13 protein-coding genes and 1 pseudogene are annotated in these 16,757 nt (G+C 66.9%); 11 read left to right on the forward strand and 3 right to left on the reverse strand.

The window, feature by feature from the left end:
* Window positions 1–235, forward strand: a 235-nt coding sequence (locus AVHM3334_RS17280) for an IS30 family transposase (RefSeq protein ID WP_284414337.1), incomplete at its 5' end; no start/stop codon positions are given.
* Between the two features lie 304 nt (window positions 236–539).
* Here the strand turns inward: AVHM3334_RS17280 and AVHM3334_RS17285 are convergent.
* The 3 genes from AVHM3334_RS17285 to AVHM3334_RS17295 are packed head-to-tail and all read right to left on the reverse strand — an operon-like array spanning window position 540 to window position 4,192.
* A complete protein-coding gene (locus tag AVHM3334_RS17285) occupies window positions 540–1,919 on the reverse strand; it encodes a 3-deoxy-D-manno-octulosonic acid transferase (protein ID WP_284414339.1) in 1,380 nt (459 codons plus the stop codon).
* Window positions 1,916–2,743, reverse strand: coding sequence for a carbon-nitrogen hydrolase family protein (locus tag AVHM3334_RS17290; protein ID WP_284414341.1), 828 nt, complete (start codon window positions 2,741–2,743; stop codon window positions 1,916–1,918). Before AVHM3334_RS17290 ends, AVHM3334_RS17285 begins: the two co-directional genes overlap by 4 nt.
* Window positions 2,744–2,803: 60 nt before the next feature.
* Complete coding sequence (locus tag AVHM3334_RS17295; RefSeq protein WP_284414343.1) at window positions 2,804–4,192, reverse strand: phosphomannomutase/phosphoglucomutase; 1,389 nt, start codon at window positions 4,190–4,192, stop codon at window positions 2,804–2,806.
* Window positions 4,193–4,434: 242 nt separating this feature from the next.
* Here AVHM3334_RS17295 and AVHM3334_RS17300 point away from each other — a divergent pair, with 242 nt between their 5' ends.
* From AVHM3334_RS17300 to AVHM3334_RS17345, 10 genes and pseudogenes are all read left to right on the forward strand, one after another.
* Window positions 4,435–6,033 (forward strand): DNA-3-methyladenine glycosylase 2 family protein, encoded by a 1,599-nt coding sequence (locus tag AVHM3334_RS17300; protein ID WP_284414345.1) that lies wholly within the window; start codon window positions 4,435–4,437, stop codon window positions 6,031–6,033.
* Between the two features lie 52 nt (window positions 6,034–6,085).
* Window positions 6,086–6,676: a methylated-DNA--[protein]-cysteine S-methyltransferase gene (locus AVHM3334_RS17305; protein ID WP_284414346.1), complete on the forward strand. Its 591-nt coding sequence runs from the start codon at window positions 6,086–6,088 to the stop codon at window positions 6,674–6,676.
* A complete protein-coding gene (locus AVHM3334_RS17310) occupies window positions 6,673–7,596 on the forward strand; it encodes a DMT family transporter (RefSeq protein ID WP_284414347.1) in 924 nt (307 codons plus the stop codon). The genes AVHM3334_RS17305 and AVHM3334_RS17310 overlap by 4 nt, the downstream gene beginning before the upstream one ends.
* A 1-nt stretch (window position 7,597) precedes the next feature.
* Window positions 7,598–7,747, forward strand: a pseudogene (locus AVHM3334_RS17315) (MmgE/PrpD family protein); the annotation flags it as partial.
* Window positions 7,748–7,998: 251 nt separating this feature from the next.
* Window positions 7,999–11,865 carry an EAL domain-containing protein gene (locus tag AVHM3334_RS17320; RefSeq protein ID WP_284414348.1) on the forward strand — a complete coding sequence of 1,289 codons (3,867 nt, stop codon included), beginning with the start codon at window positions 7,999–8,001 and terminating at the stop codon, window positions 11,863–11,865.
* A 648-nt stretch (window positions 11,866–12,513) separates the two neighbouring features.
* Window positions 12,514–13,551 carry a zinc-dependent alcohol dehydrogenase gene (locus AVHM3334_RS17325; RefSeq protein ID WP_284414349.1) on the forward strand — a complete coding sequence of 346 codons (1,038 nt, stop codon included), beginning with the start codon at window positions 12,514–12,516 and terminating at the stop codon, window positions 13,549–13,551.
* Between the two features lie 19 nt (window positions 13,552–13,570).
* Window positions 13,571–14,248, forward strand: coding sequence for a dihydrofolate reductase family protein (locus tag AVHM3334_RS17330; protein ID WP_284414350.1), 678 nt, complete (start codon window positions 13,571–13,573; stop codon window positions 14,246–14,248).
* Entirely contained in the window at window positions 14,248–14,901 is a 654-nt protein-coding gene (locus tag AVHM3334_RS17335; protein WP_284414351.1) for an HAD family hydrolase, read from the forward strand. The genes AVHM3334_RS17330 and AVHM3334_RS17335 overlap by 1 nt, the downstream gene beginning before the upstream one ends.
* Before the next feature lie 2 nt (window positions 14,902–14,903).
* The gene (locus AVHM3334_RS17340; RefSeq protein WP_284414352.1) at window positions 14,904–15,506 is read left to right on the forward strand and encodes a DUF1349 domain-containing protein; all 603 of its coding nucleotides are present in this window, start codon (window positions 14,904–14,906) and stop codon (window positions 15,504–15,506) included.
* A 37-nt stretch (window positions 15,507–15,543) separates the two neighbouring features.
* Window positions 15,544–16,737 (forward strand): MFS transporter, encoded by a 1,194-nt coding sequence (locus tag AVHM3334_RS17345; protein WP_284414354.1) that lies wholly within the window; start codon window positions 15,544–15,546, stop codon window positions 16,735–16,737.
* Window positions 16,738–16,757: the final 20 nt, after the last annotated feature.

A 16,757-nucleotide genomic window follows, 5' to 3' on the forward strand; every position in this document is an offset into this window, starting at 1 on the left:
CTTTTGCGACCCGCATAGCCCATGGCAGCGCGGCTCCAACGAGAACGCCAACGGCCTGGTGCGCCAATTCCTGCCCAAGGGCATGGACCTCAGCCAGATCAGTCATCAGCAGCTCACCGCCATCGAGCACAGTCTGAACCACCGGCCTCGCAAAATACTCAACTTCCATTCCCCGCATGAAGTGTTCTCAGAACTCACTGCGGATCTCATTGCCGGCGTTGCACTTCAAGTTTGAGACCGCCCTCCTCGGAGAAATTTGCAAGAAAACAGAGATAGGCAAAACCATACCTTGCAAAGGCTGCGGCCATCAACCCCAAGAACTGCAAGCAAGATCAACGACTTGCGAGTTGTTCAGGGCGGACTCAATATCTGCCATTGAAGCTATCGGCGATGGCATTCAAGTCATCCCGGCTTTACATGCACAAGTCGGTGTCCCTGGACGGGTATTGGCTCATAACCCGTTGGTGCTCTCGCAGCTGCCATGCTGCCGGTGACTGTGCCGACCCATCTTGGCGTCAACGGTACCCAACTTCGCCCACTCACTCCACCTCGGCGGCGGCATGGGAGCGCAGCAGTTGCGCCACGGCCAGTGCGGTGGCCAGCGCCGCGCCACGGTGCGCGCCGGTGAATGCCAGCGCCTTTTCCTGTGTTTCGGCCAACCGGGAAGCGCCGTGCACCAGCGCCCGGGCAGCGGCCACGCCCTCGGCCATGTCGGCCACGCGCAGGGCCGCGCCGGCCTCGCAGGCGAGCCGCGCCGCCTCGGCGAAATTGAAGGTGTGCGGACCCGTGACGACCGGGCACCCGCAGGCCGCGGCTTCGATCAGGTTCTGCCCACCCAGCGGCGCGTAGCTGCCACCCAGCAGCGCCGCATGCGACATGCCGTAATACAGCGCCATCTCACCGAGCGAATCGCCCAGCCACACGTCGGCGGCTTCCGGGCCCGCGCTCCAGGTGCTGCGCGGCGACACGGTCAGGCCGGCGGATTCGATCAGTTGCCGCACCGCATCGAACCGCTGGGGGTGGCGCGGAACCACCAGCCACTGCACCGGCAGGCCCGCTGGACCCGCCTCATCGAATGCTCCTGAATCAATAGCAGGCTGCCCTAGTGCTGATTGCGCTGGTGGCCGATTTGACTGCAAAGCCTCCAGCCACATGGCTTCTTCGCCATCGCGGCTGCTGGCCAGCAGCACCACGCGGCGGCCGCTCGCGTTGCGCCAGGCACGGCCTTGCGCCAGTTGGCCCGCATCGGGCACCACGTCGAACTTGAGGTTGCCGAACACGCCCTGCACCGGCGCTCCAGCAGCCCGCAGGCGCTCGGCGTCGGCATCGGTCTGCGCCCAGACCGCGGCGAGGCCCGCGTAGGCAGGGCGGGAGAGCCACGACAAGCGACGCGCGCCAGCGAGTGATTTTTCGTTCAGCCGCGCGTTGGCCAGCACCACCGGAATGCCCCGGTGGCGGCAGCCGGCCAGCAGGTTGGGCCAGATCTCGGTTTCCATCAGGATGCCGACCGCCGGGCGGAACTGCCGCAGAAAGCGCTGCACCGCGCCGGGCGTGTCCCACGGCTGCCAGACCTGAACGTCGCCCGGCTGCATCATCTTTTCGCCCTCGGCGCGGCCGGTGGCGGTGCCGTGGGTGAGCAGCAGCCGCATGCCGGGCAGCAATTGCCGCAGTTCGGCCAGCAGGATGGCCGCGGCGCGGGTTTCGCCCAGCGACACGGCATGCAGCCACACGAAGTGGCCACCCAGGCCGGTGGTGCTGATCGGGCTCAGGCTGTCCAGCGCGGGCGCGTAGTGCCCGAATCGTTCTTCCACCGCCACGCCGTAGCCGGGCTCGGTGGCGGCGCGGCGGCGCAGCTTGGCGCGCAGCAAAGGCTGCGCCATCCAGGTGACCGCCGAATACAGGGCGCGGGCGGGGGTCACTGCCGTGCCACGCCCGTGGCGCCGGGCAGATCGATCACGCGGCCCTGCCACGCGGCGCTGCCCGCCTCCTCACCACGGTCATGGCCGTCGCGTGAAGCGATGACCAGGCAGGTGCCCGTGCCGGGGGCCGCCACCACGCACTCGCCGCCCGGCGCCCAGAAGGCGCTGCGCCCCGCGCAGGCATAGCCGCCGGTCGGGCCGCCGTGGTTGGCCAACAGCACGGCCAATCCCAGGTCGGCCGCGTCGCTTTGCAACTGCCCGGACTCGCGGGCATAGCTGCCGTCCGAGATCACCGAGCCGCAGGCGTACAGGGCGGCGCCGCCCTGGCGTGCATCCCGCGCATGTGCGGGGTGCGTGGCGTCGGCGCAGACCGCCCACGCCGTGGGCTGGCCGGGGAATGGAACGACCTGGAAATCCTCGGCCCCCGCGCTCGCGAAGGCCTCTTCGCCGGCGTGCAGATAACGCTTGCGGTACAGCGTGGCGCGGCCGTCGGGATAAAACGCCCAGGCGCCGATGGCAGGCTTTTCGCCCGCAACCCAAGGCGACACGGGGGCGCCCACCACCAGCGCCATGCCGGTGGCACGGGCCGCATCGCGCAGCGGCGCGAGCACGGCATCGTCCGCGCCGAGCACGCGGACGGCCAGCAGATCCGGCTCATAGCCCGTGAGCGACAGCTCCGGGAACACCAGCAATTGCACGCCCTCCGAGGCAGCGGCATGCACCAGGGCGAGATGCACCTGCACATTGGCCGGCACGTCGCCGGGGACGGAAATCGACTGCGCCGCTGCGACGGTGCGCAGCAGCTGGGGCACGAAAGGGTTCAAGAGCGGGCAGTCAGTGGAGGGAATGGGCAGGCGGCAGGCAAGGTCGTCGTCAGCGGCCCATCAGTGCGCCGCGGCACCCACCTGCGCGCCGGGCTTGACCCGGTGCAGCAGCGCCAGCATGGCGGCCTCGATGCGCGACAGCGCCTCGGGCGTGTGGCCTTCGAAGCGCAGCACCAGCACAGGCGTGGTGTTGCTGGCGCGGATGAGGCCGAAGCCGTCCGGCCAGTCCACGCGCAGGCCGTCGATGGTGTTGATCTCGGCCGGGGCGGCGAAGGTTTCGGCGGCCAGGGCCTGCAGCTCGGCCGTGAGGCGGTGGGGCTCGCCCTCTTCGCACGACACGTTCAGCTCGGGCGTGGAATGGCTGGTGGGCAGCGCGTTCAGCACGGCGCCCGGGTCGCTCTCGCGGCTCAATATTTCCAGCAGGCGGCAGCCGGCGTAGGTGCCGTCGTCGAAGCCGAACCAGCGTTCCTTGAAGAAGATGTGGCCGCTCATCTCGCCGCCCAGGGGCGAGTCCAGCTCTTTCATGCGCGCCTTGATGAGCGAGTGGCCCGTCTTGTACATGACGGGTTGGCCGCCCGCCTCGGCGATGGCGGGCGCCAGCCGCTGGGTGCATTTCACGTCGAAGAGGATGTGGCCGCCGGGCACGCGCGAGAGCACGTCGCGGGCGAACAGCATCATCTGGCGGTCGGGGAAGATGTTCTGGCCGTCCTTGGTGACGATGCCCAGCCGGTCGCCGTCGCCGTCGAAGGCCAGGCCCAGTTCGGCGTCGCTCGATTGCAGCGTCTTGATCAGGTCGCGCAGGTTCTCGGGCTTGCTCGGGTCGGGGTGGTGGTTCGGGAAGTTGCCGTCCACCTCGGAGAAAAGCTCGATCACTTCGCAGCCGAGCGCGCGGAAGATGCAGGGGGCAGAGGCGCCCGCAATGCCGTTGCCGCTGTCCACCACGACCTTGATCGGGCGCGCCAGCTTCACGTCGCTGGTGATGCGCTCCACATAGGCGGGCAGCACGTCGGCCTGGCGCACGCTGCCGCCGTCTTTCAGCTGCCAGCTTTCTTCTTCCATGGTGCGGCGCAGGGCCTGGATCTCTTCGCCGTAGATGGCGCGGCCGGCCAGCACCATCTTGAAGCCGTTGTAGTCCTTGGGGTTGTGGCTGCCGGTCACCTGGATGCCGCTCTGGCACAGCGTGTGGGCCGCGAAGTACAGCATGGGGGTGGTGGCGGGGCCGATGTCGATGACCTCGATGCCCGCGTCCACCAGGCCGGCGATCAGCGCGGCGGACAGCGAGGGGCCGGACAGGCGCCCGTCGCGCCCCACGGCCACCACCGTCTGCCCTTCGGCCCGCGCGGCGGTGCCGAAGGCGCGCCCCAGGCCCCGGGCCACGTCGTCGTTCAGGGTGCTCGGCACGATGCCGCGAATGTCGTAGGCCTTGAAGATGGCGGGCGTGGGCTGCACTGGTGGAATCCTTCGCGGTTCGGGAGAAATCGCGGAGCGCCGCCGGGCGCGATCAGCGCGGACGACGCCCCTTCTCGGTGGAATGGGTCGCGGCATTGTAGGCGCGGCTTCGGGCGTCGCCGGGGGGCCGGCGCGTAGGCCGAAGCCGCATCTTCGGCAGAGCGATGGCGAGTCCCGCAGGGGTCATGCACAGGTCCGGAAACGGCCAGCACCCGCAGGGTGGCGGCCTATGATTGCGCCCCATGAGCACCCCCCGCCCTCCCCTGGCCAGCGACCCGGACGATGCCCGCTACCGGGCCATGGCGGCGCGGGATGCGCGCTTCGACGGGCGGTTCTTCACCGGCGTGACCTCCACCGGCATCTACTGCCGCCCGGTGTGCGCCGTGCGCACGCCGCGGCGCGAGAACTGCCGCTTCTTCGCGCTGGCGGCCCAGGCCGAGAGCGCGGGGTTTCGCCCCTGCCTGCGCTGCCGGCCCGAACTGGCTCCGCGTTCGCTGGCGTGGTCGCTGCAGGATGCGCCGGACATCCTGGTGCGCGAGGCGCTGCGCCTGCTGGAAGGCGAAGGCGCCTGGGCCGCCGCCGATGGCATGGCGGACGGAACCGGGGACGGGGTGGCCGGCTCCCCTTTGCAGCGCCTGGCCGCTCGCCTGGGCGTGAGCGACCGGCACCTGCGCCGCATCTTCGAAACCGCGCTGGGCGTGTCGCCCCTGCAGTATCTGCAGACGCGCCGTCTGCTGGCGGCCAAGCAGCTGCTGACCGACACCGACCTGCCCGTCACCCAGGTGGCGCTGGCCAGCGGCTTCGGCAGCGTGCGGCGCTTCAATGCCGCGTTCGCCGGGCATTACGGCCTGAACCCCACCCAGTTGCGCAAGACCGGCGCTGGCGCGGCGGCAGGCGGCGCCAGCAGCACGGTGCGCCTGGCCTACCGGCCGCCGCTGGACGTGGCGGCCCTGCTGGCGTTCTTCGCCAAGCGGCAGATCCACGCGGTGGAGTCGGTCGCCACCGAGGGCGAACAGGCGCTTCGCCGCACGGTGCGGCTGGTGGCGGGCGGGCAGATGTACGCGGGCTGGCTGAGCGCGCGCTTCGATCCCGTTCGGCCGCACGTGCTGCTGCAAACGAGCGACAACCTGCACCCGGTCCTGCCCCTGGTGATCGCACGGGTGCGCGCCCTGCTCGACCTGGATGCCGACCCGCAGGCCATCAACGCCGTGCTGCATGGCGCCTTCCCCGAAGGCGACGGCCTGCGCGTGCCCGGCGCGTTCGACGGGTTCGAGCTGGCCGTGCGCGCCGTGCTGGGCCAGCAGATCACCGTGGCGGCCGCACGCACGCTGGCCCAGCGGCTGATGGAACGCTTCGGCGAACCCATCGAAACCCCCTGGCCCGCGCTGACGCGGCTGTTTCCCTCGCCCGCCGTGCTGGCGGGGGCGGCCGGCGACGCGCTCGGCCAGCTGGGCATCGTGCGCCAGCGGCAGGCCGCCATCGTGGCCCTGGCCCAGGCCGTGGACAGCGGCCGCCTGGCGCTGCACGGCGCCGCCGACGTGGCCACCACCACCGCCGCGCTGTGCGAACTGCCCGGCATCGGCGACTGGACGGCGCAGTACATCGCCATGCGCGCGCTGCGCTGGCCCGATGCCTTTCCAGCAGGCGACGTGGCGCTGCACAAGGCGCTGGGCGTGCAGGGCGAACGCCGAGCGGCGCAGGCAGCGGCCGAGGCATCGCAGGCATGGCGGCCCTGGCGCAGCTACGCGGTGATCCGCGCCTGGACGCTGGGTGGCGCGGCGGCATCGGCAGCGCCGGCCGTTCCTTTGGCAGGCGCTAATCAATCACTATCGAATGCATAGCAAACTGCCGGCGTATTCATTGCGCTGGCGGCCTTTTTGACTGAAACCCACCATGCAATTCCACCCCCTCACGGTGCAGAGCCGCACCCCCACCCCGCTGGGCGATGTGCGCCTGGCCGCGTCGCCCCAGGGCCTGTCGGGCCTGTGGTTCGACGGCCAGCGCCACCAGCCGTCGGCCTGGCTCGACGGCCCCGCAGCCTGGCCGGTGGACGATGCGCACCCCGTGATGCGGCAGGCCGCCGCCCAGTTGCACGAATACCTGGCCGGCCAGCGCACTCGCTTCGACCTGCCGCTGGACCTGTCGGGTGGTACGCCTTTCCAGCAGGCGGTGTGGCAGGCGCTGCTGGGCATTCCCTGCGGCGCCACCACCAGCTACGGCGCCCTCAGCCGCGCGCTGGACCGGCCGCTGGCCGTGCGCGCCGTGGGCGCCGCCGTGGGCCGCAACCCGGTGAGCGTGATCGTGCCGTGCCACCGCGTGCTGGGCACCAGCGGCAGCCTCACGGGCTATGCCGGCGGGCTGCCGCGCAAGGAGTGGCTGCTGCAGCGCGAAGGCGCCGCGCCACCGCCCGGCGCCGGCCGAGGCCACCGCACGCTGGCGCTGTTTGCCGACGAGCCGCTCGCCGCCACCGGAGCCGCCGCATGAGCGCGCTGCCGTCTGCCGCAGGCACCGCCCCGAAGGCGTGGCTGGGCGAATTCCTCCTTCTCTCGGCCTTGTGGGGCGCTTCGTTTCTCTTCATGCGGCTGGGCGCGTCGGAGTTCGGGGCACTGCCGGTCGTCGGCTTGCGGGTCGGCCTGGCCACGCTCTTCCTGTGGCCGATCCTGCTGCGGCAAGGGCAATGGCCCGCGCTGCGCCGGCACTGGAAGCCGGTGCTCCTGTCGGGGGTGATCAACTCGGCCATTCCGTTTTCGTTGTTCGCCTGGGCGGTCATGCACCTGACCACCGGGCTCACGTCCATCCTGAACGCAACGGTGCCGCTGTTCGGCGCGCTGGTCGCGTGGGCCTGGCTGGGCGACCGCATCAGCAAGCTGCGCTGGCTGGGCCTGGCCCTGGGGTTCATCGGCGTGGCGCTGCTGGCCTGGCGCGCGCCGGCCGGCATGGGCCTCAAGAGCGGCCACGCCGGCTGGGCGCTGGGCGCCTGCCTGCTGGCCTCGTCGTGCTACGCGGTGGCCGCGAGCTTCGCGCGCCGCTACCTGGTCGGCATTCCGCCCTTGGCCACCGCCACGGGGAGCCAACTGGGTGCCACGCTGGCCCTGCTGATCCCCGCCGCATGGCTCTGGCCCGCGCAAATGCCCGGCCTGCACGCGTGGGCCGCAGTGGTGGCGCTGGCGGTGCTGTGTACGGGCATCGCGTACATCCTGTACTTCCGGCTGATCGCCCATGCCGGGCCCAGCCGGGCGCTGGCGGTCACCTTTCTGGCGCCGGTGTTCGCGGTGTTCTACGGCGCGGTCTTTCTGCACGAGGCCATCACGCCGTGGATGGTGGGCTGCGGCATGGTGATCGTGTGCGGCACCATGCTGTCCACCGGGCTGATCGGTCCGCGGCGGCGGACCGGCGCGGCCTGAAGCCCGCAGGGCGGACCTGTTGCGCGCCCGCGCCATGGGGATGGGGTACGAGATCTCGACGCGCATCGGCGTGGTCCTGGGCCGCACGCGCTACCGGTTCTGGCACAACACCGGCACCGTGGGTGCCTTCGGCGCCGCAGCGGCAGCCGGCTGCTCGCGAACCTCTGGGCGCTGGACCGGGCGGGCGATCTGCGGGGCCTCGCCGCCTGCCTGACACCTGGGCATGGCGCCTCGTACCGAAGCGGGCGCCGGGGCCGCGAATTTCGTGCCGGGGGTGCGGGGCCGGAGTCATGAACCCGTTCTAAACTCCGCGCATGCCTATCGCGCTCACCCCTTGCATGGACCGCCCGCCATTGGCCCTTGCCATGGGCCGCAGGGCTGCCACCCCGTTGGCGCCGCACGATGGGGCATGAGATCTTTCTTCTCGGCGGGGTCCACCTCCTCCTGATCGCGGTGCTGGCCCTGTTGCCCGGCGCCGAACTCCTGCAGCCATCCCGTCGCACGCGGGTGCGCGCCGGCCTCGCGGGCGGCGTGGCCGCCGTGCTGATCATGGTGTTTACCCAGGCGTTCGACCCCACGAACGCGGCCCTTCCCCACCCCACCATCGCGGCCGTGTGTACGCTGATGTTCGGCCCCGTGGCGGGCGCGATCTCCGCCTTGCTCACCGTGCTGGGCTTTTGGCTGCTGGCCGCCGGGCCGCTGTCCACCGGGCTGGGGGTGATCGGCACGGTGTTCGCCGTGAGCTTGGCGTGGCGTGCCGTGCGCGTGCGCACCGGTTTGAACCTTTGGGTGGTGATCGTCGCCCTGGCCGCTTGCCTTCCGCCCTGCATGCTGTTCTGGCGCGAAGGGCCTGCCGCATTCTTCCCCGCGCAGGGTATGGAGGGCTTGGCGGGCCTGCTCGCCTGGCTGCAGCAGATGCCCTGGCGGTACTTCACGGGCTTTCTTATCCTGGGCGGGGGCACGCAGCTGCTGTGCAGCCGGGCCCATTCGCTGGAAACGCTGCGCCGCCAGGAGCAGGAACTGCTCATGGCCCTCGATGCCACGGGCGGCGGCCGCTGGGAGTGGGATGTGCCCGAGCGGCGCTTTTCGTACCGCGGCAGCTTCTACCAGGCCTTCGGTCTGGAAGACCGCGACACCCGCCGCGGTGCCGGCTCGGCGTCGCGGGATGCGAGCGACTGGCAGCGCTGGAACGAGCGCCGTCACCCCGACGACGCAGCCCGCCTGGCCACCTACCTGCAGCGCGCGATGGAGGGGCACGAAGACAGCTTCAACGCCGAGTTCCGCATGCAGGACATGGAGGGCCGCTGGCGCTGGGTGATCGCCCGGGGCCAGGTGGCAGAGCGCGATGCCCACGGCCGCCCGCTGCGCCTGGTGGGCATGGACCTGGACGTCACCTCCCTGCACGAGATGCAGGAGGCGCTGCGCCTGTCGGAGATCAAATACACCACCATCTACCAGATGCTGCCCGACCCCGCCGGGGTGACGCGGCTGGCCGACGGCTGCTACCTCGACGTGAACGAGGCCTTCACCGAACTGCTGGGCCACACCCGGGAAAATACCGTGGGCCGGACCTCGCTGGAGCTGGACATCTGGGCCTACCCCGAGCAGCGCGCGCAGATGGTGGCGATGCACCGGCGCGACGGCTACGTGGACCGCATGCCCATGGTGGCCCAGCGCGGCAACCGGCAGATTCCCGGCCTGATGTCGGCGCGGCCCGTGACGATGTCGGGCGAGGAGTGCATCGTCTTCGTGTTCCACGACATGACGGCCGAAGAGCGCAGCCGCGCCCAGCTCATGGACGCCAACCGCCTGCTGCAACAGGCCGGTCGCATGGCCCGCATGGGTGCCTGGGAGCACATCGTCGGCGAGGGACTGGTGTACTGGTCCGATGTGTCGTACGGCATTCATGGCCTGCCGCCGGATGCGCCACTGCCGCGCAACGATTACCTGGAGCGGTTCGTGGCACCGCCGTTTCGCGACATGCTGCGCGAGCGGTTCCGCCAGTGCATCGTCGATCGGGCCGAGTGGAGCATGGAGCTGCAGATCGTGCGGGCCGACGACGGGAGGCGCGTCTGGGTCAGCGCGAGCGCCGAGCCCATGCTGGAAAACGGCCAGGTCACCCGCGTGCGCGGCGTGATCCAGGACATCGACGAATCCCGGCGCGCCACCGAGCGGCTGAGCCAGTCCGAGGACCGCTTCGCCCGCGTGTTCCGACTCATGCCCTACCCCATGGGCCTGTCGCGCCGCGACGACGGCGCCTACATCGACGTCAACCCCGCCTGGGAGGCGATGCTGGGCATTCCCCGGGACGAGGCCATCGGCCGCACCGCCGTCGAGCTGGGCATCGTCACGCAACAAGAGCGCGAGGCGCTCATGAAGTCCGTGCAGGATCGCACTGCCATCAACGGCGTGGAAATCACGATGCACACGCGCCACGACGGTTTGCGCACGGTGCTGCAGTCCATGCACGCCACCGAGATCGACGGCGTGCCGGCCTGGCTGTTCTCGGGGCATGACATCACCGAGCGCAAGCGCATGGAAGACCAGGTGCGCGAGCGCGAGGCGCTGCTGTCGCTCACCATCTCGGCCGCCTCCATCGGCCTGTGGGACTGGAACCTGCAGACCGGCACGCTCACTGGCGACGGCCGCTGGCGCGACCTGCAGGGCCTGCCACCCGCCGCGGGCGACCCCTCGCCCGTGCACTGGACCGCCGGCATGGCGCCCGCCGACATCGAGGCGGTCACCACCGAACTGGCACGCCACACCGGCCACCCCGCCACGCCGTTCGACGCCACCTGGCAGATCGCGCTGCCCCAGGGGCCCGGCCGCTGGGTGCGCAACCTGGGCAAGATCGTGGACCACGACGAGACGGGCCGGCCGCAGCGCATGCTGGGCGTGGGCATCGACGTGAGCAGCCAGCACGTTCAGGAAGAGCTGCTGCAAAAGCTCGCCCATTTCGATGCGCTCACCGGCCTGCCCAACCGGGTGCTGCTGGCCACGCGGTTGCAGCAGGTCATGGCGCGGGCGCGTGAGCGGGGCCTGTTGCTGGGCGTGGCCTACCTCGACCTGGACGGCTTCAAGCCCGTGAACGACCGGCTCGGCCACGACGCGGGCGACCGCCTGCTGGTGATCGTGGCCGGCCGCCTCACGCGGGCACTGCGCCCCGTGGACTGCGTGGCTCGGCTGGGCGGCGACGAATTCGTCATCCTGCTGCCCGACCTGGCGACCCGCGCCGACGGCGAGCGCCTGCTGCGCCGGGTGATGGAAAGCGTGGCCGCGCCCTATACCCTGGGCACTGAGCGGGTAGCGGTGACGGTGACGGCCAGCGTGGGCTACACCCTCTACCCCGACGACGACGCGGACGCCGATGCGCTGCTGCGCCATGCCGACCAGGCCATGTACGCGGCCAAGCAGTCCGGGCGCAACCGCTTCCACGCCTTCGACGCCGCGCAGGAGCGCGCGCTGCAAAGCCACCGCGAACAGGGCGAGAAGGTGCGCGATGCCATCGCGGCGGGCGAATTCGCCCTCTTCCTGCAACCCAAGGTGGACATGCGCCTGGGCACGGTCGTGGGCGCCGAGGCGCTGGCACGCTGGCACCACCCGCAGCGCGGCACCCTGTCGCCCGGCGCCTTCCTGCACCTCATGGACGGCACCGACCTGGAGACCGTCTTCGGCGAGTGGGTGGTGGACACGGCGCTGGACTGCATCGCCGCACTGCTGCGTGCCGGCCTGCGGCTACCGGTGAGCGTCAACATCTCGGCCCAGCACCTGCAGCGCGAAGGCTTTGCCGACTGGCTGGCCGCCCGGCTGGCGCAGCGGCCCGAAGTGCCCGCCGACCTGCTGGACATGGAGATCACCGAAAGCGCGGCGCTCTACGACATCGGCCACGTCGCGCTGCAGTTGCAGCAGTTGCGCGACCTGGGCGTCACCGTGTCGCTGGACGATTTCGGCACGGGGTACTCGTCGCTCACCTACCTGCGCCGCCTGCCCATGGACACGCTCAAGCTCGACCAGAGCTTCGTGCACGGGATGATGACCGACTCCGGCGACCTGGCCATCGTGCAGGGCGTGATCGGGCTGGCGCGCTCGTTCGGCTACTCCATCGTCGCCGAAGGCGTGGAAACCGTGGAACAAGGACAGATGCTGCTGCAGATGGGCTGCGCGCTGGCGCAGGGCTACTGCATCGCCCGGCCCATGCCGGCGAGCGAACTGCCGCAGTGGCTGGCGCAATGGCACGCGCCCGAAGGCTGGCAACCGCGCGGGCCTTGACGGCAGGCCGGTCGCTCCGGAAACCGGACACCGTGGCACCGAACGGCGGCGCGCAGCGCACTGTGCGCTGCGTTGAGGCTTGGGGCAAAAAAGGCCTCCAGCGCAATATCCACTAAGGCATATTGCTATATAAATAATAGCATCGGCGCATCGCCTGGTGACGATTCCAGCCGGGTCACCCGCCTGTCCCACCGCCGGGAGCCGACAACGCGCCCCGTTCAACGCCCCTTTTGCTCGCGCAGCACTGCAAGCGGGCCGCGCCCCACCGTTGCCATTTCATTCTGAAAAACAAGAATGATTTAAATACATATAAGGCGATATTGATTTATATCATAAACATATCGTCGATATATTAAATACTCATTCTCCGAATAAAATATTTTGGACCTCAACTGGGATAAAGTATGCCGGGCGGTTCATTTAAAACCAGCCTGAGTGCGGTTTTAAATGCCGTTGATTTGAATGCCATTAACACGGGGAGATTTTTTTGGCAGTGCATGCATGAATGCACCCCTGTCCATAAAAAGGTTATCAAGGCATCACTGATGCCGCAACTGCCAGGTTTCACCTGTGCTCTACGGCGCGATGTCAATGCGGATTCCGCCCCGGCATTTCGCACCAAAAATAACTCTGAGGTATGAAGACGGTATGAACGCAATTGGTTTGATCGATCAGCAAAAACTGGGTTTGATCACCCACCACGACATCGATGCGTTGGCAGCCGATGGCGTCGAAATCGACATTGTCCTGTCCGGCATCTGCGGAACCGACCTGGCGGTCCTGTCCGGCCGGGAGGAAGGGAAAATCGGCGTCATTCGCGGCCACGAAGCGGTCGGCGTGATCGCCAAGGTCGGCACAGGCGTCAAACACCTGCGCACGGGAATGCGGGTCGTGGTGGACCCCAACGAATATTGCGGAACCTGCGAATTCTGCGCTTGCGGCCAAACCCACCTGTGCAATGGCGGCGCGAATGCGGCGCTGAATATCGCGGGGGTCAACAAGCATGGCACGTTTGCCGAACGCTTCGTTACCCGCGAGCGGTTCGTCCATCCCCTGCCGGACGACATGAGCTGGGAAACCGGCGTATTGATCGAACCCGTCGCCTGCATTCTGAACAACATCGATCAGGCCATGATTCAGGCAGGCGATCGGGTTTTGCTGCTCGGCTCAGGGCCCATGAGCCTGGTCGCGCAACTGCTTTTGCGCGCGATGGGCGTCAATACCCTCGCCACCGACGTAAACCCGCACCGGATCGAATTCGGCCGCTCGCTCGGATTGGAGGTCGTGCATCCCGACGAACTCGATGCGCGCATGCAGCAGGGCCATGTGGATGCTGCCATCGACACCGTTGGCAATCAGCTGGGAACGGCCGCCCGGCATATTCGCCGGGGCGGAAAAATCGTCCTTTTCGGATTCAACGGCAATTATCAATACCCGCTGCCCGTCAAGCATTTTCTCGTCAACGCCATCAGCATTATTTCCGCCGGTGAATACAACCAGCATTTTCCCCGTGCACTGCGCATGGCAAAAATGCTGCCCGAGCTGGGTCGCCTGGTAACGCACCGCTACGGACTGGAGGCTTACGCCACGGCATTCGACGGACTGCTGAACGACCCGTCCGTGCCCACGATCAAGGGCGTTTTCACGCCGAACCCGCAATACCTGCAAACCTCGGCCAACGATTAAAAAAACAAAGGGAGTTATCGTGAAAGTCACTGTATTCAGCCAGATTTCCATCGACGGCAAATTGACGTTGGGGGGCAATGGGGCATCGAGCAAGGCGCTGTTCCAGCGCTTCAACGATGACGACATGCGCTTCATCCATAAATTTCGCGGCGAGGTGGACGCCATCATGGTCGGCCGCAAAACCATCGTCACCGACGACCCCCAGTTGACCAACCGTTACGAGGCCGGGCGCAACCCCATCCGCATCATTCCGACGACATCGCTGGACTTCCCCGTGTCCGCCAAGATCCTGAGTTCGCCCGAAGAAACCATCATCGCCACGACGGAGCAGGCGCGTGACCACGAAATGGTGGAGCAAATTCGCGCCCAAGGAAAAGAAGTGATTTTCGTCGGCGCATCGCAGGTGGATTTCAAGCTGCTTTTCCCCTTGCTCGAAGCTCGCGGAATCAAGCACATCATGGTCGAGGGCGGTGGCCAGTTGAACTGGCAGATTTTCGATCTCGATCTGGTGGACGAAATCATTCTCATGCAATTGCCCATCATCATCGGCGGCTCGGAAACGACCACGCTGACCGACGGCGAAGGTTATCGAAACATCGAAATGACCAAGTCATTCAAGCTGCATGCCTTCGATGCGCGCTCCAACTACAACCTCATGCATTTCAAGCGCGAGCTGGCATCGCAAAGGACGCATTGATGCCGGAAATCCGCGCTGTTATTTTCGACATGGACGGGGTACTGATCGACAGCGAACCCCTTTACATGGAGCAGGAAAGGCTTTCCTACGCCCGCTACGGCGTGACGCTCGACACAGCAGGGCTGTCACGTTTCGTGGGAACCACCCAGCGGTACATGTGGAGCACCATCAAGGCGGAGCATGGCCTGGCCGAACCGTTGGATTTTTTGATGGCACAGCACCAAAAGCAGGTGGTTCAGGCCATGGGCAATGCCCCTCTTTCAGCCATGCCCGGAGTGCCGGATTTTCTCGGCACGTTGAAAGAAGCGGAAATACCGTGCGCCGTGGCCTCGTCTTCTCCCGCTGAACTGGTGGGGGTGATTTTGCAGAAAACCGAACTGCGGCCTTTTTTCGATCATGTGGTGTGTGGAACGGACGTCAAAAACAGCAAGCCCGATCCCGAAATCTTTCTTCTGGCAGCCGAGAGGCTGGGCGTCGCTCCCCACGAATGTGCGGTGATCGAAGATTCGAGCCACGGCGTGGCCGCTGCCAAAGCCGCGGGCATGTTTTGCATCGGGTTCTTCAATCCCCATTCGGGAATACAAAATTTGAGCGCGGCGGATCTGTGTGCGCGCCACCACAACGAAATCGCGAAATGGTTTCTTGAGCAATGACAATGAAAAAATTCAACATCGCGGATTTGAAATGGATCAATCAGCCGGCGTCATCTTCCATCACCGAACGGGAAATCGTCATTCGCACCGCCCCGGATACGGATTTTTGGCAGGGCACCTATTACGGGCTGGAATATGACAACGCCCCCGCGCTGGTTCTTTCCAGCGAGGAAACATTCTGGACCTTGAAAGCCAAGGTCGCCTTCGACTCCAAAGTGCACTTCGACCAATGCGGTTTGTTCATCTATCAGGACAAAAACAATTGGATGAAGAGCGGCATCGAATACCAGAGCAACGGCTATCAGCAATTGTTCGCCGTCGTGACGAATCATGGGTTTTCAGATTGGTCGATGGCCAATTTCGACCGAACCACGCAGACCATGCATTACCGGCTCAGCCGCCGGGGCAGCGATTTTCTGCTTGAAAACTCCGTCGATGGAAACCGCTTCAACATGATGCGCATGTTCCATTTGTTCGAAGCGCAAGGCGCCGTTCGATTCGGGTTCTTCGCCAGCAGCCCGGGCGACTCGTCGTTCGACGCGCATTTCTCGGACATCGAGTGGACGGAATGCCTGTGGCAAGAGCACGGTTCCAACCGCTTCTAGGACATAAGCCATATCCCTACCCATATCCATATCCACAATGAAAACTTCAGTCGATCAGAACCGCCGCGCGCTTCACGCCTGCTACGCGGCCATGATGTGCTTGGCCATCGCCCTGAACTTTCTGCCGGTGTATCTGACCACGTTCAGCGACACCTTCGGAAACCAGGGCGGGCTGACTGCGGAGCAGCTGGGGCGCATCCCGGCCATCATGTTCCTCAGCTTCATCATTGCCATCCTGGTGACCGGGCCTCTGGCGGACCGGGGCGATGCCAAGCGGATCATTCTTTTCGGGCTCGTCACCACCACGGCCGGCCTGGTGTTGGTCGGTTTTTCCCCGTCCTATGCCTTTTTGCTGTTTGCGGTCGCCGTGATGGGGTTCGGTGCGGGCGTGCTGGACATGATCCTCAGTCCCATCGTGGTCGCACTCCAGCCCGACCGGCGCAGCGCCGCCATGAATTGGCTGCATGCGTTTTTCTGCGTCGGGGCGGTGGGTGCCGTGCTGATCGCCAGCATCGGCCTGAAATGGGACGTGTCCTGGCGCATGGTTGCCCTGGGCATCACGATCGCGCCGATCGTCACCTTTGTGCTGTTTCTCGGATTGAAGCTGCCGCCCCTGATCCAGGAAGACGCGCAACGGGAATCGATGCCCCAACTGATCAGGCAGCCCTACTTCATCGCGTGCCTGATCGCCATCTTTCTCGGGGGCGCCACGGAAACGGGGCTGTCGCAATGGCTGCCCACCTATGCCGAACAGGGCCTGGGGTATTCGAAGGAAGTGGGTGGTTTCGCCCTTGCAGGGTTTTCCGTCGGAATGGCGCTCGGCAGGATGGCCGCGGCCCTGCTGCATGAGCGCATCGCGCCGATCTCCCTGATGCTGGGCTGCTGTGCCGTGACCATCGGCCTTTTCTTCGTCATCAGCTTTCCGCCGAGCCCGGCCGTGGCCATCGCCGCCAGCATTGCCGCCGGGTTTTCGGGCAGTTGCCTGTGGCCCACGATGCTGGCCATCACGGCGGACGCCTACCCTCGTGGTGGGGCAACCATGTTCGGCGTGCTGACCGCTTTCGGCAATGCCGGATGCAGCCTGATCCCCTGGCTGGTGGGGATCATCATCGAATACTCTGAAATCCACATCGGGTTGCTGGCCGTCGCGCTTTGCCCGGCGGGCATGATCGGCTTGCTCTTGTGGATGTCCAGACGGTCACCCAGGCAAGCACCGGCCCTGGCGCATTAGCGCAAAAACGCAAAAGCCGG

Source organism: Acidovorax sp. SUPP3334, from assembly GCF_030159055.1.
Lineage (GTDB): Bacteria > Pseudomonadota > Gammaproteobacteria > Burkholderiales > Burkholderiaceae_C > Paracidovorax.

Coding starts and splice junctions, on each gene's coding strand:
- AVHM3334_RS17300 (WP_284414345.1), top strand. CDS start 4,435: ATGAGCACCCCCCGCCCTCCCCTGGCCAGCGACCCGGACGATGCCCGC.
- AVHM3334_RS17305 (WP_284414346.1), top strand. CDS start 6,086: ATGCAATTCCACCCCCTCACGGTGCAGAGCCGCACCCCCACCCCGCTG.
- AVHM3334_RS17310 (WP_284414347.1), top strand. CDS start 6,673: ATGAGCGCGCTGCCGTCTGCCGCAGGCACCGCCCCGAAGGCGTGGCTG.
- AVHM3334_RS17320 (WP_284414348.1), top strand. CDS start 7,999: ATGGGGCATGAGATCTTTCTTCTCGGCGGGGTCCACCTCCTCCTGATC.
- AVHM3334_RS17325 (WP_284414349.1), top strand. CDS start 12,514: ATGAACGCAATTGGTTTGATCGATCAGCAAAAACTGGGTTTGATCACC.
- AVHM3334_RS17335 (WP_284414351.1), top strand. CDS start 14,248: ATGCCGGAAATCCGCGCTGTTATTTTCGACATGGACGGGGTACTGATC.
- AVHM3334_RS17340 (WP_284414352.1), top strand. CDS start 14,904: ATGAAAAAATTCAACATCGCGGATTTGAAATGGATCAATCAGCCGGCG.
- AVHM3334_RS17345 (WP_284414354.1), top strand. CDS start 15,544: ATGAAAACTTCAGTCGATCAGAACCGCCGCGCGCTTCACGCCTGCTAC.